Origin of the sequence: Paraburkholderia sp. GAS348, from assembly GCF_050434205.1 — a bacterium.
Classification (GTDB): domain Bacteria; phylum Pseudomonadota; class Gammaproteobacteria; order Burkholderiales; family Burkholderiaceae; genus Paraburkholderia.
In genome coordinates this window covers 118,316-132,223 of record NZ_JBNPVT010000011.1, presented here as the reverse complement: position 1 = coordinate 132,223, position 13,908 = coordinate 118,316, and the positions used below count along the sequence as shown (strand labels likewise).

General features: G+C 63.1%; 12 protein-coding genes. 7 read left to right on the top strand and 5 right to left on the bottom strand.

The genetic code is table 11. The annotated features are described in order from the left end of the window. Positions 1-295: 295 nt before the first annotated feature. The 4 genes from P3T22_RS19825 to P3T22_RS19810 form a co-directional block, all read right to left on the bottom strand. Positions 296-868, bottom strand: a complete 573-nt coding sequence (locus P3T22_RS19825; RefSeq protein ID WP_236720838.1) for a HutD/Ves family protein — start codon at positions 866-868, stop codon at positions 296-298. Between the two features lie 80 nt (positions 869-948). Beyond that, a complete protein-coding gene (locus tag P3T22_RS19820) occupies positions 949-1,890 on the bottom strand; it encodes an electron transfer flavoprotein subunit alpha/FixB family protein (RefSeq protein ID WP_063496484.1) in 942 nt (313 codons plus the stop codon). Then, positions 1,887-2,660 carry an electron transfer flavoprotein subunit beta/FixA family protein gene (locus tag P3T22_RS19815; RefSeq protein WP_063497983.1) on the bottom strand — a complete coding sequence of 258 codons (774 nt, stop codon included), beginning with the start codon at positions 2,658-2,660 and terminating at the stop codon, positions 1,887-1,889. Before P3T22_RS19815 ends, P3T22_RS19820 begins: the two co-directional genes overlap by 4 nt. A gap of 24 nt (positions 2,661-2,684) precedes the next feature. After that, positions 2,685-3,872, bottom strand: a complete 1,188-nt coding sequence (locus P3T22_RS19810; protein WP_063496483.1) for an NAD(P)/FAD-dependent oxidoreductase — start codon at positions 3,870-3,872, stop codon at positions 2,685-2,687. Positions 3,873-4,058: 186 nt separating this feature from the next. Between P3T22_RS19810 and P3T22_RS19805 the strand changes: the two genes are divergently transcribed. Continuing rightward, positions 4,059-5,024 carry a LysR family transcriptional regulator gene (locus tag P3T22_RS19805; protein ID WP_429325893.1) on the top strand — a complete coding sequence of 322 codons (966 nt, stop codon included), beginning with the start codon at positions 4,059-4,061 and terminating at the stop codon, positions 5,022-5,024. Positions 5,025-5,282: 258 nt separating this feature from the next. Here the strand turns inward: P3T22_RS19805 and P3T22_RS19800 are convergent, their stop codons facing one another. Further along, the gene (locus P3T22_RS19800; RefSeq protein WP_063496481.1) at positions 5,283-5,888 is read right to left on the bottom strand and encodes a helix-turn-helix domain-containing protein; all 606 of its coding nucleotides are present in this window, start codon (positions 5,886-5,888) and stop codon (positions 5,283-5,285) included. A 223-nt stretch (positions 5,889-6,111) separates the two neighbouring features. On the opposite strand from P3T22_RS19800, the gene glnT reads away from it, so the two are divergent. The 6 genes from glnT (at position 6,112) to P3T22_RS19770 (ending at position 13,828) form a co-directional block, all read left to right on the top strand. Further along, positions 6,112-7,500: a type III glutamate--ammonia ligase gene (gene glnT, locus P3T22_RS19795; protein ID WP_429325892.1), complete on the top strand. Its 1,389-nt coding sequence runs from the start codon at positions 6,112-6,114 to the stop codon at positions 7,498-7,500. Positions 7,501-7,511: 11 nt separating this feature from the next. Further along, a complete protein-coding gene (locus tag P3T22_RS19790; protein WP_429325891.1) occupies positions 7,512-8,420 on the top strand; it encodes a class II glutamine amidotransferase in 909 nt (302 codons plus the stop codon). Beyond that, positions 8,408-9,097 carry a protein glxC gene (locus P3T22_RS19785; RefSeq protein WP_063496479.1) on the top strand — a complete coding sequence of 230 codons (690 nt, stop codon included), beginning with the start codon at positions 8,408-8,410 and terminating at the stop codon, positions 9,095-9,097. Before P3T22_RS19790 ends, P3T22_RS19785 begins: the two co-directional genes overlap by 13 nt. A 25-nt stretch (positions 9,098-9,122) precedes the next feature. After that, positions 9,123-10,484: an FMN-binding glutamate synthase family protein gene (locus P3T22_RS19780; RefSeq protein WP_063496478.1), complete on the top strand. Its 1,362-nt coding sequence runs from the start codon at positions 9,123-9,125 to the stop codon at positions 10,482-10,484. A gap of 80 nt (positions 10,485-10,564) precedes the next feature. Beyond that, positions 10,565-12,010, top strand: coding sequence for an APC family permease (locus P3T22_RS19775; RefSeq protein WP_063496477.1), 1,446 nt, complete (start codon positions 10,565-10,567; stop codon positions 12,008-12,010). Next, complete coding sequence (locus P3T22_RS19770) at positions 12,011-13,828, top strand: bifunctional protein-serine/threonine kinase/phosphatase (RefSeq protein WP_429325890.1); 1,818 nt, start codon at positions 12,011-12,013, stop codon at positions 13,826-13,828. The last annotated feature ends 80 nt before the right edge of the window (positions 13,829-13,908 follow it).

Here is a 13,908-nt window from a genome sequence, read left to right as displayed (position 1 = left end):
AGCGAGGTTGACCATTGCAGGCAATACACGCACCGAATCACGAAGGAAGAGGGAGGGGTGAATAACCAGGACGGAATCCACGCCGGTAAAGGGCTTCCTCGGATTTCCGGTCAGGCCGGATACCGAAATCCAGTACGCACACGCCAATCTCGACGCTTTTCTCAGCTGCCAACTAATTCAGGCGGATCGCGGCCGACAGGCTAGCCGGGCCGCCGCCGACGATCACGACGTCGTATTCCATCGACTCGCGTGGACTGGACTGTTCGATCAGTGCGTTGCTTGCCATAGGGTCCTCCTAGCGGTCCGCCAGCGGTTCGATCGCGATCGACAGCAGTTTCGCCCCCGGTCCGAGCGGACTGAGATCCAGCGCTTCGTGCCGTTTTTGGAGCCATATTCCATTCATCGGTGCCAGCGAGACGTTGCGAAGCAGAGAACTGGAGAGCGTCCATTGACCGTCGACTGATAACAGCAGCTGACTGGCAGCAGGTGTCACGCGCAACGAATGCGTGTGGATGCTGACGGTCGCGCGGCAAGCATCGCGCCGTGTCATGACATTGAGCACGTGAACCGGCCTGGCGGCCAACGTGACCCACACATGCAGATCGCCGGAAAACTGTACCGGTTGCCCGGCGCGCGCGATTAACTGGCCATCCTGCGAATGCAGATCGACTGAGCCGTCATCGAGCAGTACCAGTGTTCGATCGAATCCGGGAAACTGCGAAAACCTGGCCGCGCCACTCAGCGTTGCCAGGCTGACGCGCCAGTGGACGCTCGTGTCATCCTCGGGTCCGCGTGCGATGGTCCGTGTAACGCCACCGCCGTTCGCCCACGGTTCGGGCACCAGACTGGCGCAATTGAAAAAACGCACCGCAGGCTGTGATCCCGTAACCGGATGCGACGATGCCTTACCATTAGTCGATGAGGTTGACGCGCCAGACAGATGAAGTGTCATCGGCTCATGCCTCCCGCGCCGACATGCGCCTCGATCTCGCCCACCACGTCGAACAGATCGCCCACAAGCCCAATGTCCGCGACCGAAAAGATCGGTGCGTCCGGATCCTTGTTGATCGCGACGATGATCTTCGAGTCCTTCATCCCGGCCAGATGCTGGATCGCGCCGGAGATGCCGAACGCGAGATAGGCGTCGGGCGCGACCATCTTGCCAGTTTGCCCGACCTGCGCGGTATTCGGCGCATAGCCGGCGTCCACGGCAGCGCGCGACGCGCCGAGCGCCGCGCCCATTTTTTGCGCGAGCTCGCCAAGCCGGTCCATGTTGTCCTTCGACGCGAGTCCGCGTCCGCCCGCAACGACGATCCGCGCGTCGGGCAGATCGCGGCCGGTCCGGGCGGATGCCTGTCGCTCGACAAGCGTCGTCCTGGTGAATCTTGCCACCGGTTCGAGCGTGACACGCGTGGCGGTGCCGCCGCTATGCGCAGCAGGCGCAAATGACGATGCCCGGAAACTCGCGAACGTCACGGCACTGCTTGTACGCACATTCGCTACGACGCTCCCCGCATAGAGACTGCGCACGAAGCCGCTATCGCCCTCAACCGCGACCACGTCCGGAATGAATGCGCCGCCGGCCAGCGCGGCGGCGCGCGGCAATGCACTGCGGCCGAGCGTGCGATGACTCGCCGCGATCAGCGCATACGACCCATGGATTGCGTGCAATTGCGCGGCGAGTGTTTCAGGCACGACATGCTCATTCGCTTCATCGGTCATCACGAGCACACGTTCAATGCCGGCGATCTTTTCGGCAGAGGCTGCAAGCGCGGCATCAGGCAATAGCACGTCAACCGGCCGGCCGTGCTGCATGACAGCGCTGATGACCCGAAGCGTCGCATCGGCAAGCCGTCCGCCTTCCGTTTCCACTATGACAAGGCTTCTCATGCCGACAGTCCTGTTTGATCGAATACGTGCCGCCCGGCCAGCTCTGCGATAAGCGCGGAGGTATCGGCGACTTTGATCCCCGCCTGGCGAACCGGAGGATCGCTGAGTTTCACGATGTGGGCCTGCGGCGCGAGTTCGACGGCCAGCGTGGCGGCGTCGACGCTCGCGAGCGGCTTCTGCTTCGCTTTGACGATACTCGGCAAGGTCACGCGGCGCGGGTCGGCGAGACGAAGGTCGGCACTCACGACAGCCGCGCCTTCGAGCCGCCACGTCGCCGTACCCGTGTCGTCGCCGCACGTTACGGCCCAGCCGTTGCCGTCGGCTGTGAGTTCGCTCGCGTTCAACGCCTGCGGCCAGTCGAGCAGGGCGGCGAGCATGGCGGCCACTCCGCCGATATCGCCGTCGATGGCCTGCTTGCCGCATAGCACGAGGCCGTAGTCGCGACTCGTCATGTGAGCGTGCAGCAGACGCGCCACGGCCAGCGAATCCAGCGTGGCGGTTGCCGCCGATGTGTCGATCAGCACGGCATCGTCGGCGCCCATCGCGAGCGCTGTGCGCAGCACGTCCTGGCTGGCTGGCGTGCCGCATGTGATTGCCGTCACCTTCGCTGCGGAGCCGGTTTCCCTGAGTTGCAAGGCTTTTTCGACGGCACATTCGTCGAATGGGTTGAGCGACATCTTGAGGCCGGTGGTGTCGATCGAACCATTCGCCGCAACCCTCACGCGCACGTTGGCATCGACCACGCGTTTGACTGGAACCAGAATGTTGATTGTCATGACGGGAGCATCCTTCGATCAGGAGACCGCGCCCGAGCCGTACTTGCCCACCAGCAGTGCGCCGCTGGCGAACCGGTCGAGCGCGTAGGGCGCGAGGGAAACCTCGGTGGGCAGGCCGAGTGCATGCTGGGCGAGGATCTTGCCGATGCCGGGCGAGAGCTTGAAGCCGTGCCCCGAAAAACCGAAACCGACTACGAGACCCTCGATATCGCCGACCTTGCCCAGTACCGGGTTCCAGTCGGGCGTCACGTCGTAGACACCGGTCCATGACGAAGCCAGACCTGCGGCCTCATAGGCCGGGAAGCGTTCGGCCACCTGGGCGCCGACTTCGGCGACGTAGTCGAGCGAGATATCGCCCTGTTCCGTTTCCGGCGAATTCAGCGTTTCGCCCACCACACCTTCCGACACCAGCATCTGGCTGCCACCATAACTGCGGTAATAGAGCATGCCGGCCGAGCCGAGGTCCTTGAACGCGGGCATCCTGAACGAATACGCGGCGCCGTCGCATTCGAGTGCGAGCACCGTGTGACGCTCCGGCTTGACCGGCAGAGGCACGCCGATCCAGCCGGCGAGTTCCGGTGTCCAGATGTTCTGCGTGCTGATCAGTGTGCCGCAGCTGAAGTTGCCCGCGCTGGTTGCGACACCGGTGATCTGGCGTCCTTCGCGGACGATGCCTTTGACCGTCACGCCTTCCAGGATCTTGACACCGCGCCGGCGCGCCGACCGGGCAAAGCCGGTCGCCACCAGATAGGCATCCGCAAAACCCGCCTCCGGTTCATAGCCGATCAGTGCGGCGTCGTCGAAGCTCGCGATCGGCAGGCGCTCGTGCGCCTGCGCCTTGTCGAGCAGTTGCACTTCGATGCCCATATCCTGCTGGGCGGCGAGCGAGGCGCGCAGCGGCTCCAGCTTGTCGCCATCGGGCGCGCAAATCAGATAGCCGCATTTGACGAGACCACAGGACGCTTCGTCGTCGCCGAGATACTCGGCGAAGTTATTGAATGCCCACCACGAAGAGCGCGCGAGTTCCACGTTCTGGCGCACCGAATAGTGCGTGCGCAACAGGCCGGACGACTGTGACGTGGTGCCCGCGCCGATCGTGCCCTGTTCAATAACCAGCACGCTAGGCGCGCCCAGTGCGGCGAGATGATGGGCGACCGATGCGCCGATGACACCAGCGCCGATCACGATGAAATCGTAGTGGCTCATGTGGACCTCTGTGTGGGCAATGAGGCGAATTCTAGGAAAACGTTGGCCGCGCCAATTTTGTATTAGGCAAACTTATGGAGAGCCAGTGCAATTTCTCATCCTGCACACTAACCCTGCGAACCTCGGCACCATGCTGTCGTACCGCGCAGGATGACCAGCATGTCACCCACGCGAGCGGAGCATTTCATGAGACGAACCCCGACCCCGATCGATCTGCGCGCGTTGCAGGCTTTTGTGGCTGTCTGCGACAGCGGCTCGATGACGGGCGCCGCAAAGCAGCTCGGCGTGAGCCAGAGCGCGATCAGCCAGTCGATCGCCGCGTTGGAGCGCGACCAGGGCCTGACATTGTTCGACCGCGAGAGCCGCCCGCCGCGTCCGAACGTGGTGGGGCGCGCGCTGCTCGAACTGGCGGGCCCGTTGATCGAGCACGCGCAGATGGTGAGCGCCCGCATCGGCGATGCGTCACATACGGGCAAGATGCCGGTGCGCCTCGGCTGCGTCGATTCGTTTGCGGCGACCGTCGGGCCTGAACTGATCCGCGCGGTGTCGAATTCCGAGCGGCAGATTTCCATGTGGTCTGGTCTCACGCCGGGCCTGAGCAAGCAGTTGCACGACCGCGAACTGGATATCGCGATCTGCACGCAAACCACGCTGAACGACGCACGGATCGTCGAAGTGCCGCTGTTTTCCGAGGCATTCGTGGTGGTGGTTGCGCGTAGCCACTTGAGCGGACGCCGCAATATCGACTGGCGCACGCTCGCGCTCGAACTGCCGCTGATCCGCTATACGGCGCGCTCGGTGATCGGCCAGCAGATCGAGCGTTTCGCGCGCCATCTCGGCATCAACAGCCCGCGGCGTTACGAGTTCGACGCGACCGACCCTTTGCTGAGTCTGGTGGCCGCGCGGGTGGGCTTTGCGATTTCGACGCCCTTGTGTCTGTGGCAGGCACGGCACTATCTGGACGATATCGCGGTGATGCCGTTGCCGCCGAGCCGTCTCGGGCGGCGCGATTTTTTTCTGCTGCATCGGCAGGGCGAGTGGGATCAGTTCGCCGGCGACATCGTCATGCTGACGCGCGGCGTGCTGGACAACGCGATTCAACCGTCGCTCGCGCGGGCACTGCCCGATCTGCCGGACGATGCATTGCGCTGATTCAGGCGCTATAGCGCCGGTTTGTATAAGCGTTGCTTTTAACGCTGCTTAACCGCACACCTCGTTTTTGTGCAAAGTCGCACCAGTCACAACAACGATGTGCACCGCAGTCAGGCTGACGAGCCTTTCAGCATAGATGTCAGGAACGGCGTGTGGCGCCCAAAGCGTTTATCGGTGGGAATCTTTGATTCACTCAGATAAACATGGCACAAACGTTGCATTGATAGAGGCGTCGGTTGCAATGGAGACGGCGAGCGATCAGTCAGCCGCACTCGATTGCGGATACACGAAGATCGACAGGAATTGAATGGGTGTCTTGATCAGGCGTTCCGGACCGTGCGGTATCTCGCCCTGGAAGGTGAGGGTGTCGCCGGGATGCAGGATGTAGGTGTGCTGGCCGTGGCGGTATTCGAGCACACCCTTGAGCATGTGAATGAACTCGGTGCCCGGATGCTCGAACACCGGAAAGCGTTCAGCCTCGTCCTCCATCGTGATCAGAAAGGGTTCGAAGAGTTTGCGCGGACCCTGGTCGTAGGCAAGCAGGTGATAGGTGTGGCCGCTTTTGGTGCCCTTGCGAACCACTTCCATGCCGCCGCCTTTTTTGACGAGTTGTGCGCCGCCTTGTGGCACGTCGAAATTGCGGAACAGCATGGAGAGCGAAACGCCGAGCGCCTGGGCGATGCGGTTGAGGACCTCGAGACCTGCGGAAGTCTGCGCGTTCTCGATCTTTGAGAGCATGCCGCGGCTGATGCCGGCCTGAGCGGAAACCTGAGCAATGGTCAGGCCGTGGCGCTGGCGTAGTTCGCGGATGGTGTTACCAAGGTAGCGTTCGAGCGGCGTTTTGTTGTCTTCACCGGGTTGCATGTAGGCCTCACGGAAAAGGAAAGCGTAGCAGATTACAGCGCCGGGTCGCGCGCAAAGAGTTTCACCTGGGGAATCTTTGTTGCTCGTCAATAAAGTACCCGGCTGATTGAAGACAGGCTTGAAGCGCGCCGCAACCGGCGTTCGAGAGCGTGTTGCATAACCCGGTCACACGCACCGCGTGTGGCTTTCCAAACCACGAAAGATGCAGTTGCAAGGAGTGGCGATGAACCTGAACGATGCGAGCAAGCTGCCGGTCAACGAGCTCGGATGCGTGCCCCGCTTCGGCTCGGCGGAAGAGGCGCAAGCGTATCTGACGCAGCAGGGCGTGAAGTACGTGCTGGCGCAGTTTGTGGATATTCACGGGGTAGCCAAGGCGAAGTCGGTGCCGGTCAGTCATCTGAAGAGCGTGCTGAAAGCCGGCGCCGGCTTCGCGGGGTTTGCGATCTGGGGCGTCGGCATCGCGCCGAATGGTCCCGACTACATGGCCGTGGGCGATCTGACGACGCTCACGCCAGTGCCCTGGCAGCCGGGCCTCGCGCGGATCGTCTGCGACGGTCACGTGGATGGAGAGGCCTGGCAATACGATTCCCGGGTGACACTGAAGAAGCAGGTCGCTCGCATGAGCGAGCGCAACTGGACGCTCTTCACAGGCCTCGAACCAGAATTCTCGCTGCTGCGACGTTCGGCGTCGGGCACGCTGGAGCCGTGCGATCCAAGCGATACGCTCGCCAAACCGTGCTACGACTACAAAGGCTTGTCGCGCACGCGCGTCTTTCTGGAAAAGCTCACCGAATCGATGCGCGCGGTCGGCATCGACGTCTATCAGATCGATCACGAAGACGCGAACGGTCAGTTCGAAATCAACTACACGTACACCGATTGCCTGACCTCGTGCGATCACTACGTGTTCTTCAAGATGGCGGCCTCCGAGATCGCCAATGAACTCGGCATGATCTGCTCGTTCATGCCGAAGCCGTTCGCGAACCGTCCCGGCAACGGCATGCATATGCATATGTCGATTGGCGATGGTGAGCGCAATCTGTTCGCGGATCCGTCGGACCAGCTCGGCATGGGTCTCTCCAAGCTCGGCTACCAGTTCACGGCCGGCCTGCTCGCGCACGCACCGGCTCTGACCGCGCTGTGCAATCCGACCGTGAACTCGTACAAGCGGCTGGTGGTCGGCCGCTCGCTGACGGGCGCAACGTGGGCGCCGGCGTACATCAGCTACGGCGACAACAACCGCTCGACGATGGTGCGTATGCCCGGCGAGCGCATCGAACTGCGACTGCCCGACGGCGCTTGCAATCCGTATCTGGCAACGGCAGCAGTGATCGCTGCGGGGCTCGACGGCATCGACCGCGCTCTGTCGCCGGGCGAACCGGCTAACGAGAACCTCTACGAATGGTCGCCCATGAAACTCTCCGAACACGGCATCGGCGTGCTGCCGCAGAACCTCGAGCAGGCGCTCGATGCGCTCGAAAGCGACCGCGTGATCTGCGACGCGCTCGGCCCGGTTGCCGATGAATTTCTCAAGCTCAAACGGATGGAGTGGCTCGAATACATGCGCCACGTATCGGACTGGGAACTGAAGACCTACCTCGAGTTTTTCTAAGGAGAAGCACTATGTGCGGAATTGTAGGCTTGCTGGTCAAAACGCCGGCACTGCGCGAACGGCTCGGCGAACTGATGGTGCCGATGCTGATCGGCATGACCGAGCGCGGACCGGATTCGGCGGGCCTCGCGGTGTTCGGCAAACCGGTCGATGCGAGTCAGCGCAAGCTGAGCATCTACGCGGGTTTCACCGACGAAGGCGCGGACTTCGCATGGCAACCGCTGCTGGACGCATTGAACGCGGCGATGGACGTGACCGCCCGCGTCGATGCGAAGGGCAATCATGCGGTGCTGACGGTGCAAGGCAACGTCGAGCGCGTGAAGACGTGGCTGCGCGAACGCTATCCGAAGCTGTATCTGCTCTCGAGCGGACGGTCGATCGATCTGTACAAGGATATCGGCTCGCCGTCGCAAGTCGCCAGGCGTTATGACTTTGCGAACCTGAAGGGCTCGCATCTGGTCGGTCATACGCGCATGGCGACCGAATCCGCCGTGACGCCCGACCGCGCCCATCCGTTCACGGCCGGCGACGATTTCTGCCTGGTTCACAACGGTTCGCTGTCGAACGCGCACGGCGTGCGCCGCAAGCTCGAACCGCAAGGCATTCACTTCGATACCGACAACGACACCGAAGCCGCCTGCCGCTTTCTCGAATGGCGGCTGCGCGAAGGCGACACGCTGCCGGTCGCATTGCAGAAGGGTTTCGAAGAACTCGACGGCTTCTACACGTTCCTGATGGGCACCTCGACCGAACTCGCGCTGATTCGTGACCCGTTCGCGTGCAAGCCGGCGGTGGTCGCGGAAAACGACGACTACGTCGCGATCGCTTCCGAGTTCCGTTCGCTCGCGCATCTGCCCGATATCAAGAACGCCAGGGTCTTCGAACCCGCACCTGAGGAGATGTATGTATGGAAAGCCTGACTTTCGATCTGGAGCGCACGACGGTCCGTGAGTTGAACCAGTTCTTGCACAAACCAGCGAGCGAACTGGAAGGCCAGGCGGTGATGGTCGTCGCGCCGAACGGCGCGCATAACCTCGCGGTCGGTGTGGATGCGCCGATGCGGGTGACGATCGCCGGTCACGCCGGCTATTACGCGGGCGGCATGAACAAACACGCGACGATCGAGATCGACGGCAGCGCGGGCACCGGCGTCGCGGAAAACATGATGAGCGGCAAGGTGCACGTGAAGGGGTTTGCCTCGAACGGCGCGGGCGCTTCCGCGCATGGCGGTCTGCTGGTGATCGACGGCGATGCGGGCCTGCGTTGCGGTATTTCGCTGAAGGGCGGCGACATCGTGGTGGGCGGCTCGGTCGGCAGCTTCTCGGCGTTCATGGCTCAGGCCGGGCGCATGGTGATCTGCGGCGATGCGGGCGATGCGCTCGGCGACTCGCTTTACGAAGCGGTGCTGTACGTGCGCGGCGAAGTGAAATCGCTCGGCGCGGACGCGCAGTACGAGCCGATGACGCAGGCGGATATCGACGCGGTGCGCGCACTGCTCACCGCCGCCGGCATGGACCACGACCCGGCGTCGTTCAAACGGATCGCCTCCGCTCGCACGCTCTATCACTGGAACGCCGACGCGAACCAGGAATATTGAATACACGCTCTCGAAGAAGGTCTCCATGGAAGCCAAACCCGTTCACTTCGCCCGTTTGCAGCAGGAAGAGTCGCAAGGCTACGACCGCAAGACGATCGACTATATCCACTCGGCCGCGCAGCGCGGCCTCTATGAAATTCGCGGTCTGGGCGCGAAACGCCGCGTGCCGCATTTCGACGATCTCCTGTTTCTCGGCGCATCGCTGTCGCGTTATCCGCTCGAAGGGTACCGCGAGAAATGCGCAACGCAGACAGTGCTCGGTACCCGCTTTGCCAGGAAACCGGTCGTGCTCGACATTCCGATCACGATTGCCGGCATGAGCTTCGGCGCGCTGTCCGCGAACGTGAAGGAAGCGCTCGGCCAGGCCGCGACCGCGATGGGCACCTCGACCACCACCGGCGACGGCGGCATGACGCAGGAAGAACGCCGCTCGTCGAAGACGCTGGTCTATCAGTGCCTGCCGTCGCGCTATGGCTTCAACCCGGACGACGTGCGCCGCGCCGATGCGATCGAAATCGTGATCGGCCAGGGCGCGAAACCGGGCGGCGGTGGCATGCTGCTCGGGCAGAAGGTCAATCCACGCGTCGCGTCGATGCGCACCTTGCCGGCCGGCGTCGACCAGCGTTCGGCGAGCCGTCACCCTGACTGGACCGGCCCGGACGATCTGGCGATCAAGATTCAGGAACTGCGCGAAATCACCGATTGGGAAAAACCGATCTACGTGAAGGTCGGCGCAACCCGCACGTTCAACGACGTCAAGCTTGCGGTGCATGCGGGCGCGGACGTGGTTGTGATCGACGGGATGCAGGGTGGCACGGCGGCGACGCAGACCTGCTTCATCGAGAACGTCGGCATTCCGACGCTGGCCGCGGTTCGCCAGGCCGTCGATGCGCTCGAGGATCTGAATATGAAAGGCCAGGTACAACTGATCGTATCGGGCGGCATCCGCACCGGTGCTGACGTGGCGAAGGCATTGGCGCTCGGCGCGGACGCGGTGGCGATCGGGCAGGGCATGCTGATGGCGCTCGGCTGCAACAGCGATACGTATTTTCAGAACGGCGCACTGCATCCGGCAGCGGCGGATTACGCGGCGTTGAACACGTCGCCGGGTTTCTGCCATCACTGCCACACGGGCAAGTGCCCGGTCGGCGTAACCACGCAGGACGCGGTGCTCGAACAACGTGTCCAGCCGGATGAAGGGTCGCGCCGCGTACGCAACTACCTGAAGACGCTGAATATGGAACTGACGACGATCGCGCGTGCGTGCGGCAAGCAGAACGTCCATCACCTCGAACCTGAGGATCTGGTCGCGCTGACGGTCGAGGCGGCGGCAATGGCGCGCATTCCGCTCGCGGGTACTTCGTGGATTCCCGGGTGGACAAAATGAATTAAGTTGTTTCGATTTTTTTGACTGTGGAAGAGTTGAGCGTATTCAACCTTGATTCACCAATCCATCAGGAGCCCCATATGAGCACTCCGCAAAGCAGCACGCAAGCAGCGCCAGTAGCGCCCGCATCGTCAGGCGGCTTGCGTGCCGGTACTTTAGGTTTTTCCGAGGTGATCGGCCAATCCATCGCGAACCTTTCTCCGACCTTCACGCCGTCGATCAATGTGACCGCGATCGCGGCGCTGGCCGGCGCGGGGACCTGGTTCATTTATGGTCTTTCGACGCTCGGGCTGCTGCTGGTGAGCATGAGCATCATCGCGCTCTCGAGCCGGATCGCGACGGCGGGTTCGTTCTTTATCTATATCTCGCGCGCGCTTGGACCGATGGCGGGCGGCATTGCCGGCTGGGGGATGATCGCGGCATACGTGGGTACTGCGATGGGGGTTGGCGCCGCAGGCGTGGTGTTCGTGCAGAACGCTTTTTCCGCCTGGGGCATCAATATCCCGTCGTGGGCGGTCTACACGATCTTTGTCGGCCTGGCCTGGTTCTTCTCGGCACGTGACGTGAAGCTCTCCTCGCGTCTGTCGCTGGCGATCGAAGCCGCTTCGGTGGTGATCGTGGGCGGTGTGCTGATCTATGTGCTCGCACTGCATCCGGACCATATCATCGACCATGCGCAGCTGGGGTTGCAGGGCGTGAGCGGCAAGGGCATGGCGCAGGGCATGGTGCTCGGCATCTTCTCGTACGTGGGTTTCGAAAGCGCGGCCTCGCTCGGCCAGGAAACCAGGAACCCGCTGCGCGTGATTCCGCGTGCGGTGGTCTGGAGCCTGATCCTGTCGGGCCTGTTCTTTATGTTTGTGGCCTATTCGATGACGATCGCCTATCACGACGACGCAGCCAAGCTCGGCGGCGACTCGGCCGTGCTCAACACCTTGCTCACGAGCGTCGGCGCCTCGCCGCTCGGCCCGGTGTTTTATCTGATCGCCTCGGTCAGCGCGTTCTCGTGCGTGCTTGCGTGCATCAACTCGTCCAGCCGCCTGCTGTATTCGATGGGCCGCTACCAGTTCGTGCACCGCTCGATGGGTATGGTGCACCGCACGCACCAGACACCGTACCTGGCCGTGGCGTTTTCCTCGATCGTGACCTTCGTCGTGTGTATTGCGATGCTCGGCACGGGTCCGCTCAACACCTTCGGCTATACCAGCACGTTCGCGACCTTCGGCTTCCTGGTCACGTATTTTCTGGTTGCGATCTCGGCGCCGATCTACCTGAAGAAGCAGGGCGAGCTCAAGTCGATCAACGTGCTGTGGGGCGTGCTCGGCGCACTGGCGATGGTCGGCGCGGTGATCGGCAGCGTGTATCCGGTGCCCGATTATCCGTATAACATCCTGCCGTATCTGTTCGTTGCGTATATGCTGGTTGGCGCAGTCTGGTTGTTGATGCTCAAGAAGCGCTCGCCGCAGGTGCTCGAGAAGATCGAGCACGATCTGGAAACAAGCGACGTGATGACCCACGGCAAAAAGTAAATGAGTGAACCCTTCTCTCCGGATAGCTTGCCCGCACCGAACACGGGCCGGATGCCAGACGATCCAGAGGGAAGGCCTGCTAGCCGTCGCGGCATGGGCGGCCAGGAAATCGACTTGCAGTTGCGGCCGGAGCGCGGCGAGTGCGCCGCCCTCGAGATCGGCTGTGTCTCTTGCCCTGCCCGCGCCCGCGGGCAGGATCACATCAACGAAGACTACGTCGGCGTGATGCTCGGCGATCTGGCGGGGCGCGCCGCGCGTGGCAGCGTGATCGCGCTGGCCGATGGCGTGAGCGGCAGCAAGGGCGGCCGGGTCGCGGCCGAACTCTCGGTGCGGACCTTTATCGATGCCTATTACGGGCTCCCCGACACCTTGCAGCCCGGCGTGGCCGCTGCACGCGCGCTCGAGGCAATACACGGCTGGCTGCATCAGATCGGCCGCGTCGATCCCGCATTGGCGCAGATGGCGGCGTCCTTTGCGGCGCTGATCGTGCGTCGCGCTACCGCGTATCTGGTGGCGGCCGGCGATGTGCGGCTGTATCTGCTGCGCGATGGCCAATTGACCCAGCTTGGCGATGACGACGTGGTGCCAGTCGCCTTCGGTTCTTATGTGGCGCATGCGGTCGGCATGCTTCCGACGCTGGTGACGCGCATCGAAACCCTTGAGCTGCGCGAGGGCGACCGCCTGCTGATGTGCTCCGATGGGCTCTATCGCCGCGTGCCGATGCGCGAGTTGCAGACGGTGCTGGCGGCGCGCAGCGGTGCGCTCGAAACTGCACGCCGGCTCGGCGCGCTGGCGGTGACGCGCGGCTCGCATGACGACGTGACGAGCGCGGTGCTCGATGTGGGCGAGCTGCCTTTGCTCGATGTCGGTTACCTTGAGCGGGTGGTCGGCGCCTTGCCGATTCCGGCCGTGCCCGACGCCGGCGACGTGGTCGATGGATATCTGCTCAAGAGCGTGTTGAGCGATGGCTTCTATTCGCGGATTTTCGCCGGCTACGATCTGGCCGATCCGAGCACGCCGCTGGCGCTCAAGTTTCCCAAGCCGCGTGTCGAGCAGGACGAGAACGTGCGCCAGTCGATCGTGCGCGAGCGCTGGCTGGCCGGCAAGATCGGCGACGATGGCGTGCTCGCGCCGATGCCGGTCGATGCCGACCGGCAAACCCGGCTCTATGTGGTGATGCCGCTCGGCGCAGGCATCACGCTCGAAAAACTGCTGGCGGCGCCTCAGCCCATGGCGCTGCCGCGTGCGCTCGAGATCGCGCGGCAGCTGGGCCGTTCGATCGACGTGCTGAATCGCCGCAATATCTTCCATCGCGATATCAAACCCGAGAACGTGCTGGTGATGTGGGGCAATAGCACGCGCCTGCTCGATCTCGGTTTCGGTTATATGCCCGGCATGCAGTTGCCGGGCCCCGACGTCGCACCGGGCTCGCCCGCTTATATGGCGCCTGAATTGATGAAGGGCGCACAGGGCGATGCGCGCTCCGAGGTGTTCGCGTATGGCGTGACCCTGTACCGGCTGTTTAGCGGCGGCAAGCTGCCCTATGGTTTTAATGGCCGCGTGCCGCTCTATCAGTACCGGCCGGACGCGCCGCAATGGCTCGACCTGGTGCTTGAGAAAGCCCTGCAGCCCGATCCGGCGCGCAGGTATCAGGACGTGCTCGAAGTCTGCGCTGACCTCGAACGTTTCTCGAGCGGTGGGGACGCGATGGCGCCGATTCGGCGCAAGCCCTTGCTCGAGAGCGATCCGGTGCTGTTCTGGCAGATGGTCGTAGTGCTGTTGGTGGCGCTGCTATTGTGGTCCTTGATGCGGCATTGAGCGGGGTTGGTGGCGCCGCCCCGCCGCGCCACCTGGCGCAAGCCGCGCGCCTTTGCGCACGCCGGGGCCCGTGCTGCTGC

Bases quoted from the DNA above. Each gene is read 5' to 3' on its own strand.
- P3T22_RS19805 (WP_429325893.1), top strand. From the start codon at position 4,059: ATGAGACGAACCCCGACCCCGATCGATCTGCGCGCGTTGCAGGCTTTT.
- P3T22_RS19820 (WP_063496484.1), bottom strand. From the start codon at position 1,890: ATGAGAAGCCTTGTCATAGTGGAAACGGAAGGCGGACGGCTTGCCGAT.
- P3T22_RS19785 (WP_063496479.1), top strand. From the start codon at position 8,408: ATGGAAAGCCTGACTTTCGATCTGGAGCGCACGACGGTCCGTGAGTTG.
- P3T22_RS19780 (WP_063496478.1), top strand. From the start codon at position 9,123: ATGGAAGCCAAACCCGTTCACTTCGCCCGTTTGCAGCAGGAAGAGTCG.
- P3T22_RS19800 (WP_063496481.1), bottom strand. From the start codon at position 5,888: ATGCAACCCGGTGAAGACAACAAAACGCCGCTCGAACGCTACCTTGGT.
- P3T22_RS19810 (WP_063496483.1), bottom strand. From the start codon at position 3,872: ATGAGCCACTACGATTTCATCGTGATCGGCGCTGGTGTCATCGGCGCA.
- P3T22_RS19770 (WP_429325890.1), top strand. From the start codon at position 12,011: ATGAGTGAACCCTTCTCTCCGGATAGCTTGCCCGCACCGAACACGGGC.
- P3T22_RS19790 (WP_429325891.1), top strand. From the start codon at position 7,512: ATGTGCGGAATTGTAGGCTTGCTGGTCAAAACGCCGGCACTGCGCGAA.
- P3T22_RS19775 (WP_063496477.1), top strand. From the start codon at position 10,565: ATGAGCACTCCGCAAAGCAGCACGCAAGCAGCGCCAGTAGCGCCCGCA.
- glnT (WP_429325892.1), top strand. From the start codon at position 6,112: ATGAACCTGAACGATGCGAGCAAGCTGCCGGTCAACGAGCTCGGATGC.